This window comes from Streptomyces sp. NPDC034670, assembly GCF_055574875.1.
Map to the genome: position 1 here is coordinate 49,292 of NZ_JBVITR010000022.1, position 18,402 is coordinate 67,693.

An 18,402-nucleotide genomic window follows, 5' to 3' on the forward strand; every position below is an offset into this window, starting at 1 on the left:
GGGCGCTAGGGGTAGCGGCGGAAAAGTGGCCTGGATAGGCCTGCACGAGACCCCCCCCCCCCCCCTCCCACCCCCCCCCCCCCCCCCCCCCCCCCCCCGCCCGCGGTCACCTGCGCCACGGCCCCGTCACCGCGAACGTCGTGCCGGGGTCGTAGCAGTTGACGTACATCGTCCGGCCGTCCGGGGAGAAGGCGACCCCGGCGAACTCGCCCCACTCCGGGTCCTCGGGCGTGCCCGTGTTCTGGCGGTTGCGGGCCAGCGCGTAGACCTCGCCGCGCCGGGTGACGCCGTAGACGTGCTGGGCGCCGCCGCCGTCCTCGCAGACCATCAGGCCGCCGCCCGGGGCGAGGCAGATGTTGTCCGGCGACTCGCCCGGGAGTCGCACGTCCGTGTCCGGGCCGAAGACGATCACCAGGGTGAGACGGCGCCGGTCCGGGTCGTAGCGCCAGACCTGCCCGTAGTGGTCGCCCGCCGAGCCGTCCGCGCTGCGGGCGAAGGACGACACGAAGTACACCGACCGACCGCCCCAGTAGCAGCCCTCCAGCTTCTGCGCGTGCGTGATGCCGCCGCGGCCGAAGTCCTGGAAGCGGATGGGGGTCCCGACGGCCAGCGGATCCGGTACGTCGACCCACTCGACGCCGTCGAAGCGGGCACCGGTCTCCTGGATCGAGGACAGGTCCGGCACCCCGGGCACCCGCATCGCCTGCAGCCGGCCCCCCGCGCGCAGCGACCCGGTGCCGCCCAGCGGCTTGTGGGGCAGGAAGCGGTAGAACAGGCCGAAGGGCCGCTCGAAGGCGTCCTCGGTCTCGTAGACGACGCCCCGCTCCGGGTCCACCGCGACCGCCTCGTGCTGGAAGCGGCCCAGCGCGGTCAGCGGTACGGCGCCCGTGCGGCGCGGGTCGGCCCCGTCGACCTCGAAGACGAAGCCGTGGTCCTTGGCGTAGCCGTTGGTGCCCGCCTTGTCCTCGGTCTCCTCGCAGGTCAGCCAGGTTCCCCAGGGAGTCGGGCCGCCCGCGCAGTTGACGGCCGTGCCGGCGACGGCGACCCGTTCGGACAGCACCGTGCCGCGGGAGTCCAGGGTGAGCGCCGTGCAGCCGCCCTTGCCCTCGGGGTCGTAGGTCAGGCCCTCGACCGCCGGGACCGGGATCCTGCCGTTGTGGCGGTTCTCGTGGTTGCGGACGAGGTGGACGCGGCCGCCCCGGCCCGCGAGGGCGGCCATGCCGTCGTGGTGGGAGGGGACCGGCCCCTCGCCGGAGCGCAGCCGGTCGCCCTCGCGCGAGAGCACCCGGTAACGGAAGCCCCTGGGCAGGTCGAGCAGCCCGGCGGGGTCGGGGACCAGGGGGCCGTAGCCGTCGTGTCCGAGGTGCTGCGCGGCGGCGGTGCCGGTGAACAGCTCGGAGAGGGCGCCGGAGAACGCGATGCCGATCCCCAGGGCGCCGGTCCGGGCGAGCACCTGACGCCGGGTGGTGGGGGAGCCCTCCGTGGACGCGGTTTCTGACATGGGGGAAACCTTCCTGCTGGCGGACAGGAACTGTGACCCCGCCGTGTCTACCACCTGGCGCGAGTCGCGGGAACCACGCGTGTCGCACGCGTCACGGGCCGGCGGCGCGGTCCCCGGGCTCCCCACGGGCCTCCACCACGCGTTCGGACGGCGTCCGCTGGGCCCGCTCCAGGAAGCGCAGCAGCTCCACCGGGAAGGGCAGGACGAGGGTGGAGTTCTTCTCCGCGGAGACCGCCACGATGGTCTGCAGCAGGCGCAGTTGCAGCGCGGAGGGGGTGTCCGCCATCTGCTGGGCCGCCTCGGCCAGCTTCCTCGACGCCTGCAGCTCGGCGTCGGCGTTGATGATGCGGGCCCGCCGCTCGCGGTCGGCCTCGGCCTGCCGGGCCATGGACCGCTTCATCGTGTCGGGCAGCGAGACGTCCTTGATCTCCACCCGGTCGATCTGCACGCCCCAGCCCACCGCCGGGCTGTCGATCATCAGCTCCAGGCCCTGGTTGAGCTTCTCCCGGTCGGACAGCAGATCGTCCAGGTCGCTCTTGCCGATGATCGACCGCAGCGAGGTCTGCGCCATCTGGGAGACCGCGAACCGGTAGTCCTCGACGTTGACGACCGCCGCCGCCGCGTCCACCACCTTGAAGTACACCACCGCGTCCACCCGCACCGTCACGTTGTCCCGGGTGATCCCCTCCTGGGCCGGCACCGGCATCGTGACGATCTGCAGGTTCACTTTGCGCAGCCGGTCCACGAACGGCACGATCAGGGTGAACCCCGGCGGGCGCACCTCGCCGTACAGCCGGCCGAGGCGGAAGACCACCCCGCGCTCGTACTGCTTGACGACCCGTGCCGCGGCGACGAGGTACGTGGCGCCCGCCGCGCCGGTCGCGACGGCCGCGGTGAGCAGCTCCTCGAGCATGGCGACCTCCCGTCCAGAGGCCAGTTCCGCGCGCTTCCATCCGCTTCTGCAACGATATGCCCGCCCCTGGTCCGGGGCCACGCCGCCCACCCCGGCGGTCCCGGCGGCACGCGCGCCGGGACCGCCGGGCGGATCACGCCGGGGGAGCGGGGGACGGCTCCCCGGTCCCCGGTCGCGCGGCGTTCCCGTCCCCGGTGACCCGCACCGGTGCGGCGCCGACCGCGCCGTGCCGCTCGGCCCAGTTCTCCAGCGCCGTGCGGCAGGCGTGGTCGAGGTGGTGGACCCCGGACAGGTCCAGTTCGACCGGGCGGTCCTCGGGCAGCGCCTCCAGGGTGTCGAGGATCCGCGGCAGCCGCAGGAAGGTCGCGTTGCCCGACAGGTGGACCCGGACGGGTCCCGTGCCCCCGTCCACGACCTCCAGCCTCGCGTGCGAGGCCTCCCAGGCCGTCTTGGCGACCGCCAGGGCCAGACCGATCAGCACGCCCTCGAACATGTTCACCACGACGATCGACACGGCGGTGACCACCAGGATCAGCGCCTCGCCCGGGTGCGTCCGCCACAGGGTGGCGGCCCGGCGGAACGGGATCAGCTTCCAGCCCGCGTGGACCAGGAGGCCCGCCAGCGCGGGCAGCGGGATGACCGCCAGCACGGACGGCAGCAGGGCCGCGAACAGCAGCAGCCACACGCCGTGCAGCACCCGGGACGCCTTGGTCCGGGCGCCCGCCCGGACGTTGGCCGAGCTGCGCACGATGACCGCGGTCAGCGGCAGCGCGCCGAGCGCCCCGCACACCGCGTTGCCCGTGCCCTGCGCCATCAGCTCCTCGTCGTACCGGGTGCGCGGACCGTCGTGCAGCCGGTCCACCGCGGCGGCGCTGAACAGGCTCTCGGCGGAGGCGATCAGGGCGAAGGCGACGACCGTGCCGATCAGGCCGATGTCCGCCAGCGCGCCGAAGGCGTCCGCGCCGGGCGGCTGGACGGCGTCCAGCAGGCCCCGCACCTCGACCGTGGCGACGGGCAGGCCGAACGCGAGCGTCACCGCCGTCGCCAGGAGGACCGCCGCGAGGGCGCCCGGCACGGCCCGGGCCGGGCCCGGCGCCCACCGCCACAGCACCATCACCGCGACGGTGCCCGCCCCGACCGCGAGCGGGGCGAGCGCCTCCGCGTCGGTGAGCGCGTCCAGGGCGGCCCCGGGCAGTCCCAGGATCTTGTCGAGACCGGAGGCGGGCGCCCGGAGCCCGGCCACCGCGTACAGCTGGCCCGCGATGAGCACCAGGCCGATGCCGGCCAGCATGCCCTCGATCACCGAGATCGATATGGCGCGGAACCAGCGCCCCAGCCCCAGCGCGCCCATGGCCAGCTGGATCAGCCCGGCGGCCAGCACGATCACGCCGAGCGCGGGCAGCCCGTAGGCGTCGACGGCCTCGAAGACCAGCACGGTCAGGCCGGCCGCCGGACCGGACACCTGGAGGCTGCTGCCCGGCATCAGGCCGACGACGATGCCGCCCACGATGCCGGTGACGAGGCCGAGTTCGGCCGGGACGCCGGAGGCGACGGCGACGCCCAGGCACAGCGGGAGGGCGACCAGGAACACGACGAGCGAGGCGGTGAGGTCCTGCCGCAGGTGGGGGAACCCGCCCACGACCCGGCTCACCGGGCCTCGAACGCGTCGGCGGCCGCACGCGCGGCTTGGGCGCGCACCTCGCGGTACCGGCCGTGCGGCCGGATCCTCCGGTCCGCCGGGGGCTGTCCGGGGTCACGGGCGTGGTCGATGAGAGATGGCATCAGGTGATCCTCCTGGCGCGCGGTGGGGGCGCGCCGGACGGGCGGGTCGAAGGTGGGGGGACCCGCAGGTTCCTGGATGAGCTCTGGCCTTTGCGTGACGGGACGTATGTGCGGGCGTGAAGGACGCGGAAGGAGAGGGGAACGGGGCGCGGGTAAAGCGGCCGTGGGGGCCGGTGGTGCGGCCGGAGCCTCCCTGCCTCGGGACATGCCTCTCCCGCGGGGTGATGCACCCTCTCCTGCGCGTCAACGCCTGGTCAACGGATGGTCAAGAAACACGTTAACCCTGCAAAGGCCTTTGCAGGGTCAACTTCACGTTTCGAGCCGCGGGGGAGACCGAAAAAGTGAGGGGGCGGGCGCGAATCAGCCCTTGGGCGACAAGGAATTCGAGCGAATGTCGGAAAAGGATTACCGGCTTTCGGTGAGCCGTCCGGCGTCGCGGGCCAGGGCGGTCAGCCGGGAAATGGCCCGGAAGTACTTCTTGCGGTAGCCGCCCTTCAGCATCTCCTCGCCGAACAGCCGGTCGAACGGCAGTCCCGAGGCGAGCACGGGCACCTCGCGGTCGTAGAGCCGGTCCGCGAGGACGACGAGCCGCAGCGCGGTCGACTGGTCCGGAACCGGCCGCACACCGGTGAGGCACACGGCGCGGATCCCGTCGGTGAGGGCGCCGTAGCGGCTGGGGTGGACCTTCGCGAGGTGCTCCAGCAGGTCCGGGAAGGCGTCGAGCGAGGCGCCCTCGGTGGCGTGCGCCGTCTTGGTGACCAGCTCGTCGGAGTACGGCGGCGGCGCCTCGGGCAGACCGCGGTGGCGGTAGTCCTCGCCGTCGATGCGCAGGGCGCGGAAGTGGGCCGACAGGCCCTGGATCTCGCGCAGGAAGTCGGCGGCGGCGAACCGGCCCTCGCCGAGCTTGCCCGGCAGCGTGTTCGAGGTGGCGGCGAGCGCGACGCCCGACTCGACCAGCTTGCCGAGCAGGGTGGAGACCAGCACGGTGTCGCCCGGGTCGTCCAGCTCGAACTCGTCGATGCACAGCAGGCGGTGCCCGGAGAGGGTCCGCACCGTCTGCTGGAAGCCGAGGGCGCCGACCAGGTTGGTCAGCTCCACGAAGGTGCCGAACGCCTTGAGCGAGGGCTCGGCCTCGGTGGCGTGCCACAGGGAGGCCAGCAGGTGGGTCTTGCCGACGCCGTAGCCGCCGTCGAGGTAGACGCCGCGCGGGCCGGCCGGGGCCTTCTTCGGCGCCCTGCCGAAGCCGAACAGCCGGCGCCGGCCCGGGGCGCCGGCCGGCGCCCCGCCGAGGCCCGCCGCGAACCCTTCGAGGGCGCGCACGGCCTCGGTCTGGCTCGGCTGGTTCGGGTCCGGTATGTAGGTGTCGAAGCGGACCGCGTCGAACCGCGGCGGCGGCACCATCTCGGCGACGAGCCGGTCCGCGGGGACGTGCGGCTCGCGGGCGCACAGGGACAGCGGGGCCACGTCGGCCGTCGGACCGGGGCGGGGAGCGGGGGAGGAGGGCGACACGGTTCCCCATGCTAAAGGGCGTGGAAGACTGCACGGCATGCGACGCCTGTTCCCCGTGACCGACGTGACCGACGAAACAGCAGCTCCCGCCGGAGGGGCCGGCACCCCGCACGGCGCCGCCCGGGAGTGGAGCCTGGCCGAGCTGGCCGCCGCCTACGCCTACCCGGAGCCGGGCCCCGGGGGCCGGGAGCCGTGGCTGCGGGCCAACATGGTGTCCACCCTCGACGGCGCCGCCCAGCACGACGGCCGCTCCCAGCCCATCTCCTGCGCGGCCGACATGCGGATCTTCGGCACCCTGCGGGCGCTCGCCGACGTCGTGGTCGTCGGTGCGGAAACGGTACGCCGGGAGGGCTACCGGCCGGCGCGCGCGCGTGCGGAGTTCGCGGCGCTGCGGGAGGCGGCGGGGCAGGGGCCGGCACCCGCGATCGCGGTGGTGACGGCGAGCCTGGACCTGGACTTCTCCCTCCCGCTGTTCACCTCCCCCCTGGTGCCCACCCTGGTCCTGACGGGCGCCGGGGCCGCCCCGGACCGCGTCGCCGCCGCCGAGGAGGCGGGCGCGCGGGTGGTGGTCGCCGGGGAGGGCGCCGGCGTGGACCCGGCACGGACGGTGCGGGCCCTGGCGGACCTGGGGCACACCCGGCTGCTGACCGAGGGCGGGCCGCGGCTGCTGGGGCAGCTGGTGGCGGCCGGGGTGCTGGACGAGCTCTGCCTGACCGTCTCGCCGATGCTCACCGCCGGTGACGCGCAGCGCATCGCCGGCGGGCCCGCGGTGACACTTCCGCGGCGTTTCGCGCTGAAGTCGATGTTGGAGGAGGACGGTTTCCTGTTCACGCGTTACCAGCGGGAACGGCGGAAGCAGCGGTCCTGACCGGCGGGACCGGCGTTCCACCGATGGGACCGGGCGTTCCACCGGCCGGACCGGTGGACCGGAACGTCCGGAAAGGCGACCGGTGGCGCCGTCGATCCGGTGATCGGCGGAGCAGCCCGGGCCGCCCGGCGCGGCGACGGGCACACTGATTCCGGCGGCACCCGTGCGCACACGGGACAGGATGGTTTCCGCAGGGTCCGGCTCGGCCCGCGGAGCGGCGAGGGCCCGCGGCCCTCCGAGGAGAAGGGGCGCCCGGTGTTCACCAGCGTACTGATGATCGAGAAGGCCCTGACGTCCGCCGACGTGGAGTTCGTCACCACCCTGCACGGTGACGAGCCGGTCTCCTTCCACGTGCTGCTCCAGCCGCGCGGCGAGCAGGCGGACCGGCTGCTGCGGGCCATCGACGACGTCGCGCTCGGCGAGCTCGACGAGGCCGTCCGCGAGGGCGAGACCCCCGAGGGCGAGGAGGCCATGAGCATGGGGCAGCGGGCCCTGGAGGTGTCCCTGCAGGCCCTGCGCGCCTCCGGCCACGAGGCCGGGGGCCGCCTCGTCGAGGACCACCCCCTGGACGCGCTGAAGGTCCTGGTGGAGGAGGTCCGCGCGGACGAGGTGATCGTCCTGACCGACCCGCACTACGTGGAGGAGTTCTTCCACCGCGACTGGGCCTCCCGGGCCCGGCACAAGGTGGGGGTGCCGGTGCTGAAACTCTTCTCGCACAGCAAGGCATAGGCTGGGGCGGCGCCTTCCCGCGAGGGCGCGCGGACCGTCGTCCCGCTCGTCGCACCACTTCGCACCCTTGGGAGAGACACGCATGGCACCCGGCCTTCCCCCAGCCATGGACCGACCGCACTTCATCGGCATCGGCGGCGCCGGGATGTCGGGCATCGCCAAGATCCTCGCCCAGCGCGGCGCGAAGGTGGCCGGCAGCGACGCCAAGGACTCCGCGACCGCCGAGGCCCTGCGCGCGCTGGGCGCCACCGTGCACATCGGGCACGCCGCCGAGCACCTGGCCGACGACGCCAGCTGCGTGGTGGTCTCCTCCGCGATCCGCGAGGACAACCCCGAGCTGCGCCGCGCGGCCGAGCTGGGCATCCCGGTGGTCCACCGCTCCGACGCCCTCGCCGCCCTGATGGACGGCCTGCGCCCGATCGCGGTGGCCGGCACCCACGGCAAGACCACCACGACCTCCATGCTGGCCGTCTCCCTGACCGAGCTGGGCCGGAAGCCGTCGTACGCGATCGGCGGCGACCTGGACGCCCCCGGCTCCAACGCGCTGCACGGCGAGGGCGAGATCTTCGTCGCGGAGGCGGACGAGTCCGACCGCAGCTTCCACAAGTACGCCCCCGAGGTCGCGATCATCCTCAACGTGGAGCTGGACCACCACGCCAACTACGCGTCCATGGAGGAGATCCACCAGTCCTTCGAGACCTTCGTCGGCCGGATCGTCCCCGGCGGCACGCTGGTGGTCTCGGCGGACCACGAGGGGGCGCGGGAGCTGACCCGGCGGCTGGACGGCTCGGTGCGGACGGTGACGTACGGCGAGTCGGAGGACGCCGACGTGCGGATCCTCTCGGTCGTCCCGCAGGGACTGAAGAGCGAGGTGAGCGTCGAGCTGGACGGCGCCCCGCTCACCTTCACCGTCTCGGTCCCCGGCCGGCACTACGCCCACAACGCGGTGGCCGCGCTCGCCGCGGGCGCGGCGCTCGGCGTCCCGCCCGCCGAGCTGGCCCCGGCACTGGCCGCGTACACCGGGGTGAAGCGGCGCCTCCAGCTGCGGGGCGAGGCCGCGGGCGTGCAGGTCGTCGACTCCTACGCGCACCACCCGAGCGAGATGACGGCCGACCTGGAGGCCATGCGCGCCGCCGTCGGGGACTCCCGCATCCTCGTCGTCTTCCAGCCGCACCTGTTCTCCCGCACCCGGGAGCTGGGCGGGGAGATGGGCCGGGCCCTGACCCTGGCCGACGCCTCGCTCGTGCTGGACGTCTACCCGGCCCGCGAGGACCCGATCCCCGGCGTCACCAGCGAGCTGATCATCGAGGCGGCCCGCGCGGCCGGCGCGGACGTCACCGCGGTGCCCGACGGGGCGGAGATCCCGGCGGCCGTCGCGGGAATGGCCAAGCCCGGCGATCTGGTTCTCACCATGGGAGCGGGCGACGTCACCGACCTCGGCCCGCTGATCCTGGAACGTCTGTCGAAGTAAGGGGCCCGAAGCTCATGCCGTACGACGTGGAGAAGCCGGACGAGCAGTGGCGCGCGCAGCTGTCGCCGTCCGAGTACGCCGTCCTGCGCCAGGCGGCCACGGAACCCGCCTTCACCGGCGAGTACACCGACACCAGGACCGAGGGCGTCTACTCCTGCCGCGCCTGCGGCGCGGAGCTGTTCACCTCGGACACCAAGTTCGAGTCGCACTGCGGCTGGCCGTCCTTCTACGACCCGAAGGACACCGACGCCGTGGAGCTGGTCGAGGACCGCTCCCACGGCATGGTGCGCACCGAGGTGCGCTGCGCCCGCTGCGGCTCGCACCTCGGGCACGTGTTCGAGGGTGAGGGGTACCCGACGCCCACGGACCAGCGGTACTGCATCAACAGCATCTCGCTGAGGCTGCAGCCCGCCGAGGGCTGATCCGGCGGTGGCGCGCCCCGCGCGCCACCGGTCCGCAGGGGGCGACGGGATGCCGCGGACGGGGGGTTTGCCCCGGCGGGGACCGGGCAGGCGGCGGCGTGGCGCGCGGATCGCGTCCCGGGGGCCGCGCCGTCCGGGGTGTCCGGCGGGGGTGCCGTCTAGACTCGACCGGCGACGGACCGGCAGACCGTGTCGCCCCGGCCAGAACTCCCGTCACCGGAAGGGCATTCCGCGTCTTGATACGGATCGACTCAGTCACGAAGCGGTACCCGGACGGCACGGTGGCGGTCGACGGGCTCTCGCTGGACGTCCCGGACGGCTCGATCACCGTTCTGGTCGGTCCCTCGGGCTGCGGCAAGACCACCACCCTCCGCATGATCAACAGGATGGTCGAACCCACCGCGGGCAGGATCCTCCTCGACGGCGAGGACGTCCGGCGACGCCCCGTCACCGACCTGCGCCGGTCCATGGGGTACGTCATCCAGAACGCCGGGCTCTTCCCGCACCGCACCGTCGTCGACAACATCGCCACCGTGCCCCGCCTGCTCGGCTGGAGCAGGCGGCGTGCCCGGCAGCGGGCCGCGGAGCTGATGGAGCGGGTGGGCCTGGACACCTCGCTGGCCGAGCGATACCCCTACCAGCTCTCCGGCGGCCAGCAGCAGCGCGTCGGGGTGGCGCGGGCACTCGCCGCGGACCCGCCGGTGCTGCTGATGGACGAGCCGTTCTCCGCCGTCGACCCCGTGGTGCGCAAAGGGCTGCAGGACGAACTCCTCAGGATCCAGGGGGAACTGGGCAAGACCATCGTCTTCGTCACGCACGACATCGACGAGGCGGTCAGGCTCGGCACCACGGTCGCCGTGCTGCGCGAGGGCGGCCGGCTCGCCCAGTACGCCTCGCCCGCCGAGCTGCTGTCCGCGCCCGCGGACGGCTTCGTCGAGGACTTCCTCGGCGCCGACCGCGGCATCCGCCGGCTGTCCTTCCTCACCGCCGCCGCACTGGAGCTGACCACCGACGCCGTGGTCCCGGCCGACGCGACCGCCGAACGGATCGCCGCCGCCGGGACCCCGTACCTCCTGGTCACCGACCCCGACGGCCGCCCGCTCGGCTGGGCCGCCCGCGAGGAGCTGACCGGCGGGGGCGTCCGGACCGGCCGGCTGCTGCCGTACGGACGGCCGTTCGTGCCCGGCACCGACTCCCTGCGGGTCGCCCTCGACTGCGCCGTGCTCTCACCCACCGGCTGGGCCGTCGCGGTGGACGCCGACGGCCGGGCGACCGGCGTCGTCTCCCAGCAGGCCATCGGCGAGGCGATCCGCGCCGCCCACCCGGCCGGCCGCGCCGACGAGGAGAAGGTCGCGGGATGAGCGGCTTCTTCGACATCCCCAGCGACCTCCAGCACAGCTGGTCCGGCCTGGTCGGGCTGCACCTGAGGGAGGCCCTGCTGCCGGTGGCCGCCGGGCTGGTCCTCGCCCTGCCGCTCGCCTGGCTGTGCGGGCGCTTCCGCCGGCTCTACCCGCCCGTGCTCGGCGTGGCGGCCGTGCTGTACGCCGTCCCGTCCCTGGCGTTCTTCGTCGTCCTCATCGACTACACCGGCCAGACCGAACTCACCGTGATGATCCCGCTGGCCCTGTACAGCCTGGTGGTGCTGGTCCCGGCGATCGTCGACGGCGTGCGCTCGGTGCCGGACGAGACCCTCGCCGCGGCCACCGCCATGGGCTTCGGCCCCGTGCGCCGCTACCTGCGGGTGCAGCTGCCGATCGCCGCCCCCGCCGTCATCGCCGGACTCAGGGTCGCCACCGCCTCCAGCATCTCCCTGGTCAGCGTCGGCGCCCTGATCGGCAACCAGGGCGCCCTCGGCAACCTGCTCGCGGCCGCGCAGAAGTACGACCGGCCCGAGCTCGCGGTGAACTCCGTGCTCACCACGGCCGCCCTGGCGATCCTGTGCGACGCCCTGCTGGTCCTGCTCCGCACCCTGCTGACGCCGTGGATGCCGCGCGGCACCCGCCGTCCCGGGCCCGCCGCGCGGCCACGGCGACCCGAACCGGAGGCCGCGACCCGGTGAACGTCCTCGGCTTCGTCCACGCCTTCTTCAGCGACGGCGCCCACTGGCACGGCTACGACGGCATCCCGCAACGCCTCCTGGAGCACGTCCGGTACACGCTGCTGGCCCTCGCCCTCGCCGCCGGGATCGGCCTGCCCGTCGGACTGGTGACGGGGCACACCGGACGCGGCGGGAACGCGCTGGCCCTCATCGCCAACGCCGCCCGCGCCCTGCCCAGTTTCGGCCTGCTGGTGCTGGCCGTCCTGCTCATCGGCTTCGGACTGCTGCCCGTGATGATCCCGCTGGTCGTCCTGGCCGTCCCGCCGATCCTGGTGACCACCTACGAGGCGGTGCGCTCCGTCGACCCCGCCCCGGTGGACGCGGCCCGGGGCATGGGCATGCGGGAGTCGCGGATCCTGTTCCGGGTCGAACTGCCGGTGGCGCTCCCGCTGGTCCTCAGCGGCCTGCGGTCCGCCGCCCTCCAGCTCGTCTCGACGGCCACCATCGCCGCGTACGTCAGCCTCGGCGGCCTCGGCCGGTACATCATCGACGGGCTCTACCAGCGCGACTACGAGAAGGTGGTCGGCGGCGCCACCCTCGTGGCGGTCCTGGCGCTCGTCACCCTCGCGCTGTTCTGGGCCGCGGGACGGCTGGCGGTGTCGCCCGGCGTGCGCAGGCGCTGACCCCCGGGCCCCGGGCGACCAACCGTGACCACCGTGTTCTTGACTGACCGTGAGACGGCTGGATTGGATCGGTGGATGACTTCTACCGCGAAGAACAGCAGGTCCAGGACGAGACACACCGGCGCGGCGGCCGTCGCGCTCACCGCCGCCGCGGCGCTGCTCGCGGGCTGTTCCTCCGGCGACACCTCCGACAACCCCCTGCAGGGGGAGAAGGCCGAGGCGGGCACCGTCGTCGTCGGCTCCAACAACTTCGCCGAGAGCACCCTGCTCGCCGACATCTACGGCGAGGCACTGCGCGCCAAGGGCCTCGAGGTCAGCTACAAGCACAACATCGGCAGCCGGGAGACGACGTACGGCCTGATGAGGAACGGCTCCCTCACGGTCCTGCCGGAGTACAACGGCTCCCTCCTCGCCCACCTCGACCCCGAGGCCGAGCAGGAGTCGACCGAGGCGGTGAACGAGGCCGTCGAGGCCGGGCTGGACGAGGAACTGACGCTGCTCCGGTCGTCGCCGGCCGAGAACAAGGACTCGGTCGCCCTCAACGCCGAGACCGCGAAGAAGTACGGCCTCACCGCCGAGTCGACCCTCGCCGACCTCAAGGACGCCGCACCGGACCTGGTGATCGGCGGCTCGCCCGAGTTCCAGACCCGGCGGCAGGGACTCAAGGGCCTGGAGGCGGTCTACGGCCTGAAGTTCAAGTCGTTCAAGGCGCTCGACGCGGGCGGCCCGCTGACCCAGGCGGCGCTCACCGGGAACGAGGTCCAGGCCGCGGACGTCTTCACCACGGACCCGGCCATCGTGAAGGAGAAGTTCGTCGTCCTGAAGGACCCGGAGAACCTCTTCGGATTCGCCAACGTGACCCCGCTGGTGCACAAGGACGCGCTCCCCCGGGAGGGCGTCGACGCGCTCAACGCCGTGTCGGCGAAGCTGGACACCGAGACGCTCCGCGACCTCGACGCACAGGTCCAGCTGGAGAAGAAGGACCCGCTGGACGTGGCCAGGGCCTGGCTGAAGTCGGCCGGCCTGGACTGACCGCCGCCCGGGGTGCGGTCGCCGGCCGCACCCCGCGGGCGGTTCACCGCGCCGGGGCCGCCTGTGCGATCAGCCGGTCGATCAGCGCGATCAGCACGTCCCGGCACGACTCGCGTTCCCGCGCGTCGCACAGCAGCACCGGCACGCCCTCCGGCAGCGTCAGCGACTCCCGGATCTCCTCGGCCGGGTACGGGTGCCGCCCGTGGAAGCCGTTGGCCGCGACCACGAACGGGATGCCCCGGCGCTCGAAGAAGTCGATCGCGGCGAAGCTGGACTCGGGCCGGCGCACGTCCACCAGGACCACCGCGCCCAGCGCGCCGAGCGCCAGGTCGTTCCACATGAACCAGAACCGCTGCTGGCCCGGGGTGCCGAAGAGGTACAGCACGAGGTCGTCGGAGACGGTGATCCGGCCGAAGTCCATGGCCACGGTGGTGGCACGTTTCTCCTCGATGCCGTTCAGGTCGTCGACGTCCAGGCCCGCCATGGTCAGCGGTTCCTCGGTGCGCAGCGGGACGATCTCGCTGACCGAGCCGACCATGGTGGTCTTGCCCACGCCGAAGCCTCCGGCGATCAGGATCTTGACCGTGTCGGGCGCCGAACGCCCGGCGGGCGCCCGGGCGGTGGTGTCAGAGCCGGCCAAGGCCGTCCCTCACTTTCTGCAGCAGGTCCAGGTCCGGGGTGGTGCGGGTGACGGGGTGCGGCGGGCGGGCGGTGATCCGGCCCGCCTCCAGCAGGTCGCAGAGCAGGATGACGACCACGCTCACCGGGAGGTCCAGGCGCGCGGCGATCTCGGCGACCGCGACCGGCTCGGCGCACAGCCGCAGGATCCGCGTGTGCTCGGGCTGCGGCCGGGGGGCCTGCTCGGGCTGCGGATCCACCGCCGTCACCGTCGTGATGAGCGTGAAGTCGGCACGGCTGGGCCGGGTCCGGCCACCGGTCAGGGTGAACGGCCGGACGAGCCGGCCCGCCGAGTCGCCTCCGCTCACCTCACACGCCGGGGTCGACGGCGGGGCCGGCCGTGTCGCGCGGTGCCGCGCTGAGGTGCTCGCCGATCTTCTTCACCAGCATGTTCATCTGGTACGCCACCACGCCGACGTCCGCGCCGGGGCCGGTGAGCACCACCAGGTGGGCGCCGGGACCGGCCGAGGTGAGGATCAGGAAGCTGTTGGCCATCTCGATGAGCGCCTGCCGCACCGGGCCGCCGCGGAAGTCCATGCTGACGCCCTTGCTGAGACTCATCAGGCCGGAGGCGGTCGCCGCCAGGCGTTCCGCGTCGTCGCGCGGGAAGCCGGTGGACTTGCTGACCACCAGCCCGTCCTCGGAGAGCACCACGGCCTGGTTCACGTCGGCGACGCGTTCCACGAGTCCGGTCAGCAACTGGTCCAGCTGGGTGTGCGTGGCGGGGATGGGGCGTGTCATGGCGGGTTCCTCCGTGAGCGGTCGGTGCCGGCGTCGGCGTTCGGTGGTCGGTGGTCCGGGGTCAGCGGCCGGACGGCGGTGGCGGGGGTCCGGGGGAGACGCCCGGCGCGTCCGCCGGTGCCGCCGCGCCGTCCCCGGCGTCGTGCGTCCTCGGACCGGCGGTGTCCTCGGGGCCGGCGGTGTCCTCGGGGCCGGCGGTCGTGCCGTCGGCCCCGTCGTCGTCGCGGGCCCGGAGCGTGCCGCGCTGGAAGCCTCCGAGGGAGGCGGCGGCGTGTTCCGCGGTGAAGTCGTCACCGGGGCCGTCCCCGGCCGGCGCGGCGGGCTCCTCGCGCAGCTCGGCGGCCAGGCTGGTCTGCGGCACCCGGCGGGGGAGCGGAGCGGGACCGTCCCGGCGGGCGCCGGACGCGCCGGCGGCCGGCGCGGGGGCGGAGCGCACGGCGGCCGCGGACCGGGGCGCCGCGGCCCTGGGGGCCGGGACCTGCCCACCCGCGGAGGGGGCCGCGTCCGCGGAGGTCTCCGCGGGCCCGTCGCCCGCCGCGCCGTCCGCGGCCGCCGGCTCCCCGGTACCGCGGTCGTCCGCGGTTTCCCGCCCGGCGCCGGAGGGCACGTCCCGCACCACGATCTCGTGCGGGACCAGCACGATCGCGGTCGTCCCGCCGTACGGCGAGGAGCGCAGGGTGACGGCGATGCCGTGGCGGTGGGCGAGCCGGGAGACCACGAACACGCCGAGCCGGAGGTCGTCGGCGAGCGCCACCACGTCGAACTGCGGGGGACTGGCCAGCTGGTCGTTGAGGGAGGCGTAGTCCTCCTCCGACATGCCGAGGCCCCGGTCCTCGATCTCGACCGCGAGGCCCTTGGCCACCATCGCGGCCCGCACCCCGACGGGGCTCGGCGCCGGCGAGTACGCCGTCGCGTTGTCGATCAGCTCGGCCAGCAGGTGGATCACGTCGGCCACCGCGGGCGGGGCCAGGGCGACCTCCTCCTCGGTGTGCACCTCCACCCGCTGGTACTCGGCGACCTCGCCGACGGCGCTGCGCAGGATGTCGATCAGCGCGACCGGTTCGCTCCAGGAACGGCCGGGCCGCTCGCCGCTGATGATGACCAGGTTCTCCTCGTAGCGGCGCAGCTGGCTGGCCGTGGAGTCCAGTTCGTACAGACCCGCGAGGACCTCGGGGTCGGTGTGCCGGCGCTCCAGCTCGTCGAGCTTGCCGAGCTGGAGGTTGACCAGGTTCTGGCTCTGCCGCGCGATGCCCAGGATGACCTTCTGGAAACCGCGCCGGGTGTCGGCGAGTTCGACCGCGGTGTGCACGGCGGTGGACTGCGCGACGTTGAACGCCTGGGCGACCTGGCCCAGTTCGTCGTGGCCGTAGTCCAGCGTGGTCGTCGCCGACTCCGGGTCGACCATCTCGCCGCGCTGCAGCCGGGCGACCAGGTCGGGCAGCCGCTCCTCGGCCAGGCCGAGGGTGGCCATGCGCAGGCCGTGCAGCCGGCGGGACAGCGAGCGGGTGATGCGCCAGGACATGCCGACGCACAGCAGCAGCGCGAGCAGTCCGCCGGCGCTCAGGGCGGCGGCGGTCAGCAGCAGGCCGCGGGCCTCGTCGGCGCTGCGGGTGAGCAGCGCGTCGGTCTGCTGCAGGATCATGGCCGAGTACTGCGCGGACACCTCGTCCATGGCCCGGTCCCACCGCTCCTGCAGGTCCGGCAGCTCGACGTCGCGCTCCTCGTCCGTGGGCCGGGTGGCGAGCACCTGGTCCTCGACCGCCAGCAGGGCGCGCCACTCGGGGCTCTGCAGGATCCGCTCGGCCTGCGTCCTGGTGCTGCCGCGCAGGGACGGCACGATCTGGTCCTCGACCAGCCAGCGACGGGTGTGGACCAGCTCCGCGAAGTCGTTCCAGCCCTGCGCGTCGAGTCTCCCGGTGGACCAGGCGAGGGTGAGCCGCGCGTCCTCCTGGGAGACCAGCTCCGCCGCGTGCTCCAGCGAGACCAGCGGCCCGGCCTGCGAGGTCAGGTCCCCGTCGTCGACCTGGGAGAGCTCCTGGAAGGCGTGGATCTGCTCGTCGATGATCGAGGTGTACTGGTCGAGGGCCTGCTCGGCGGTGATGTCGCTGGGATCGTCCACCTGGTCCCGGTAGTACTCCAGGCTGCCCACCGAGCCGAGCACCGAGTACAGCCGGTCCGAGACGCGCGCCGGCGCCTCGGCGATCGCGTCCGCCTGCCCGACCAGCTTCGCCACCGCCTCGTCGGTCTTCTCGCGCTGCGCGTCGAGGGCGGACCGGGAGCTGTGCGGATCGGCCAGCCACGAGGCCGTCAGGCTCCGCTCCCGCTGCAGCGCCAGCGCGGCGTGCGTGCCCATCGCGCCGGTCGACCGGCTCAGTTCCGTCTGGGAGCGCAGCCGCAGCCCTTCGGAGAACATCTGGATCGTCGTCACGCTCCACATGGCCGCGAGGGTGACACCGGGCACCAGTGCCAGGAGGACCAGCGAGAGACGTATGGAGCCGAGACGGCGCCGGGCACCTGTCCGTGGAGACATCGTCGTCCTAGAGCGGTCGGTTGCGGAGGGGGAGGGGGCGGGTGGCGGGGCCACGGGGGCGGGGCGCGTCCGGTGCGGCACGGGCGGCGCGCGGAGCACCGTCCGCACCCGCGGCCGTACGGTCCGTACGCGCCGGATCCCGGGAGGCGCCCGCACCCGAGGGCCCGTCAGCGGGTGCCGTTGGCGGCGAACCCGGCGACCGCGGCGGCGTTGGTCCTGGTCACGAACGCCGGTCCGGTGAGCACGGGCGCGACCCCGCCGCCGCTGACGTTGCCGTTGGTGCGGTGCAGCCACAGCGCGTCCACCGCGAGATAGCCCTGCAGGTAGGGCTGCTGGTCGACGGCGAACTGCACGTCGCCCTCGCGCACGGCGTCGACCAGGTCCTCGGTGAGGTCGAAGGTGGCGACCCGGGCCCTGCTGCCGGCCTTCTCGACGGCCTCGACCGCGGTGAGGGCGTACTGCGCCCCCATGGTGACGACCTCGTCGATGGCCGGGTCCTGCCGCAGCCGGGCCGTGACGATGCCGGAGACGGTGCGCAGGTCGGTGCCGTTCACGTAGAGGTTCTCGGTGGTGCCGTCGAAGGCCTTCTTCACCCCGGCGCAGCGGGCCTCCAGGGAGACGTTTCCGCGCTCGTGGACGACGCACAGGGCGTGCTTGGCCCCGAGGTCGTCCAGCTTGTCGCCGACGGCCTGGCCGGCCCCGCCCTCGTCCTGGCCGAAGTACCCCAGCAGTCCCGCCGACTTCCAGGCGTCCATGCCGGAGTTGAGCCCGACCACGGGGATGCCCGCGGCCCGCGCCTCGCCGACCGGGCCCTTCATGGCCTGCGGCTTGGCCAGCGTCAGCGCGATGCCGTCGACGTCGTCCCGGACCGCGTTGCGCACCAGTTCGGCCTGGGCCACCGGGTCCGGGTCGCTCACGTACGTCAGGTCGATGCCGTCCTTCGCGGCCGCCGCCTCGGCGCCCTTGCGCACCCGGTCCCAGAAGGCGTCGCCCTCGGCCCCGTGGGTGACCATCGTGACCCTCATCCGTCCGGCGCCGGCGGCCCCCGCGCCGCCCTGCCCCGAGGAGCCGTCGGCCGTACCGGACGACGAGCAGCCGGCCAGCAGCAGGCCGACGGCGGCCGCCAGGGCCGCGCGGGGGAGGTGCCGTCCGGGGGAGCGGCGCGACGGGGGACGAGTGTTCATGAGGGGTGCGGACCTCGCTGTGCGGCAGAGCAAGAGCAGGGGAGAGCCCGGACGGGGCCACGGGGGGCGCCGGCCGGATGACTCTCGCTGGCCCGGAGCCAACCCTGTCGGGCCACCGGTCGTCAAGTGAACGGCCACGTGAAGTGAGGTGTCGCTGCCGCATTGTGATGAATCGTGACACGCGGGGCGGGGGGGGGGGGGGGGGCCGCCGCGCCCCCCGCGCCGGGAGGCGTTGAGACCCTCCGTGGGGTTCGGGTCCCCATGTTACCGGCCGACGGCGGTCGTCGTAGGGTGAATTGTCGTGTACGCGGAGTGAAGGAA

General features: G+C 73.9%; 18 protein-coding genes. 8 read left to right on the plus strand and 10 right to left on the minus strand.

Annotated features, from left to right (window positions below; all coding sequences use genetic code 11):
• Window positions 1–106: 106 nt before the first annotated feature.
• The 5 genes from ACZ56B_RS16965 to zapE all read right to left on the minus strand — a co-directional run bounded on the left by ACZ56B_RS16965 (window position 107) and on the right by zapE (window position 5,705).
• A complete protein-coding gene (locus ACZ56B_RS16965) occupies window positions 107–1,501 on the minus strand; it encodes an alkaline phosphatase PhoX (RefSeq protein WP_468790559.1) in 1,395 nt (464 codons plus the stop codon).
• A 91-nt stretch (window positions 1,502–1,592) separates the two neighbouring features.
• Window positions 1,593–2,414, minus strand: coding sequence for a slipin family protein (locus tag ACZ56B_RS16970; protein WP_468790560.1), 822 nt, complete (start codon window positions 2,412–2,414; stop codon window positions 1,593–1,595).
• Window positions 2,415–2,547: 133 nt separating this feature from the next.
• Window positions 2,548–4,053 carry a SulP family inorganic anion transporter gene (locus ACZ56B_RS16975; RefSeq protein ID WP_468790561.1) on the minus strand — a complete coding sequence of 502 codons (1,506 nt, stop codon included), beginning with the start codon at window positions 4,051–4,053 and terminating at the stop codon, window positions 2,548–2,550.
• An 8-nt stretch (window positions 4,054–4,061) separates the two neighbouring features.
• A complete protein-coding gene (locus tag ACZ56B_RS16980) occupies window positions 4,062–4,196 on the minus strand; it encodes a hypothetical protein (RefSeq protein WP_468790562.1) in 135 nt (44 codons plus the stop codon).
• Between the two features lie 405 nt (window positions 4,197–4,601).
• A complete protein-coding gene (gene zapE, locus ACZ56B_RS16985; RefSeq protein WP_468790563.1) occupies window positions 4,602–5,705 on the minus strand; it encodes a cell division protein ZapE in 1,104 nt (367 codons plus the stop codon).
• Between the two features lie 37 nt (window positions 5,706–5,742).
• Here zapE and ACZ56B_RS16990 point away from each other — a divergent pair, with 37 nt between their 5' ends.
• The 8 genes from ACZ56B_RS16990 (at window position 5,743) to ACZ56B_RS17025 (ending at window position 12,948) form a co-directional block, all read left to right on the plus strand.
• The gene (locus tag ACZ56B_RS16990) at window positions 5,743–6,573 is read left to right on the plus strand and encodes a pyrimidine reductase family protein (protein ID WP_468790564.1); all 831 of its coding nucleotides are present in this window, start codon (window positions 5,743–5,745) and stop codon (window positions 6,571–6,573) included.
• Window positions 6,574–6,828: 255 nt separating this feature from the next.
• Window positions 6,829–7,302 carry an indole-3-glycerol phosphate synthase gene (locus ACZ56B_RS16995; protein WP_468790565.1) on the plus strand — a complete coding sequence of 158 codons (474 nt, stop codon included), beginning with the start codon at window positions 6,829–6,831 and terminating at the stop codon, window positions 7,300–7,302.
• 82 nt (window positions 7,303–7,384) lie between these two features.
• Window positions 7,385–8,773 (plus strand): UDP-N-acetylmuramate--L-alanine ligase, encoded by a 1,389-nt coding sequence (gene murC / locus ACZ56B_RS17000; protein ID WP_468790566.1) that lies wholly within the window; start codon window positions 7,385–7,387, stop codon window positions 8,771–8,773.
• A gap of 14 nt (window positions 8,774–8,787) precedes the next feature.
• Window positions 8,788–9,195: a peptide-methionine (R)-S-oxide reductase MsrB gene (gene msrB / locus ACZ56B_RS17005; protein ID WP_468790567.1), complete on the plus strand. Its 408-nt coding sequence runs from the start codon at window positions 8,788–8,790 to the stop codon at window positions 9,193–9,195.
• Window positions 9,196–9,431: 236 nt separating this feature from the next.
• The gene (locus tag ACZ56B_RS17010) at window positions 9,432–10,556 is read left to right on the plus strand and encodes an ABC transporter ATP-binding protein (protein WP_468790568.1); all 1,125 of its coding nucleotides are present in this window, start codon (window positions 9,432–9,434) and stop codon (window positions 10,554–10,556) included.
• Window positions 10,553–11,254: an ABC transporter permease gene (locus ACZ56B_RS17015; RefSeq protein WP_468790569.1), complete on the plus strand. Its 702-nt coding sequence runs from the start codon at window positions 10,553–10,555 to the stop codon at window positions 11,252–11,254. Before ACZ56B_RS17010 ends, ACZ56B_RS17015 begins: the two co-directional genes overlap by 4 nt.
• A complete protein-coding gene (locus ACZ56B_RS17020) occupies window positions 11,251–11,916 on the plus strand; it encodes an ABC transporter permease (protein ID WP_468790570.1) in 666 nt (221 codons plus the stop codon). The genes ACZ56B_RS17015 and ACZ56B_RS17020 overlap by 4 nt, the downstream gene beginning before the upstream one ends.
• 75 nt (window positions 11,917–11,991) lie before the next feature.
• A complete protein-coding gene (locus ACZ56B_RS17025) occupies window positions 11,992–12,948 on the plus strand; it encodes an ABC transporter substrate-binding protein (protein WP_468790571.1) in 957 nt (318 codons plus the stop codon).
• Between the two features lie 43 nt (window positions 12,949–12,991).
• Here the strand turns inward: ACZ56B_RS17025 and ACZ56B_RS17030 are convergent, their stop codons facing one another.
• From ACZ56B_RS17030 to ACZ56B_RS17050, 5 genes are all read right to left on the minus strand, one after another.
• Window positions 12,992–13,588, minus strand: a complete 597-nt coding sequence (locus ACZ56B_RS17030; protein WP_468790572.1) for a GTP-binding protein — start codon at window positions 13,586–13,588, stop codon at window positions 12,992–12,994.
• Entirely contained in the window at window positions 13,575–13,934 is a 360-nt protein-coding gene (locus ACZ56B_RS17035; protein ID WP_468790573.1) for a DUF742 domain-containing protein, read from the minus strand. The genes ACZ56B_RS17030 and ACZ56B_RS17035 overlap by 14 nt, the downstream gene beginning before the upstream one ends.
• Window position 13,935: 1 nt before the next feature.
• Complete coding sequence (locus tag ACZ56B_RS17040) at window positions 13,936–14,367, minus strand: roadblock/LC7 domain-containing protein (RefSeq protein ID WP_468790574.1); 432 nt, start codon at window positions 14,365–14,367, stop codon at window positions 13,936–13,938.
• Between the two features lie 61 nt (window positions 14,368–14,428).
• A complete protein-coding gene (locus ACZ56B_RS17045) occupies window positions 14,429–16,897 on the minus strand; it encodes a sensor histidine kinase (protein WP_468790575.1) in 2,469 nt (822 codons plus the stop codon).
• 167 nt (window positions 16,898–17,064) lie between these two features.
• The gene (locus ACZ56B_RS17050; RefSeq protein WP_468790576.1) at window positions 17,065–18,081 is read right to left on the minus strand and encodes a substrate-binding domain-containing protein; all 1,017 of its coding nucleotides are present in this window, start codon (window positions 18,079–18,081) and stop codon (window positions 17,065–17,067) included.
• Window positions 18,082–18,402: the final 321 nt, after the last annotated feature.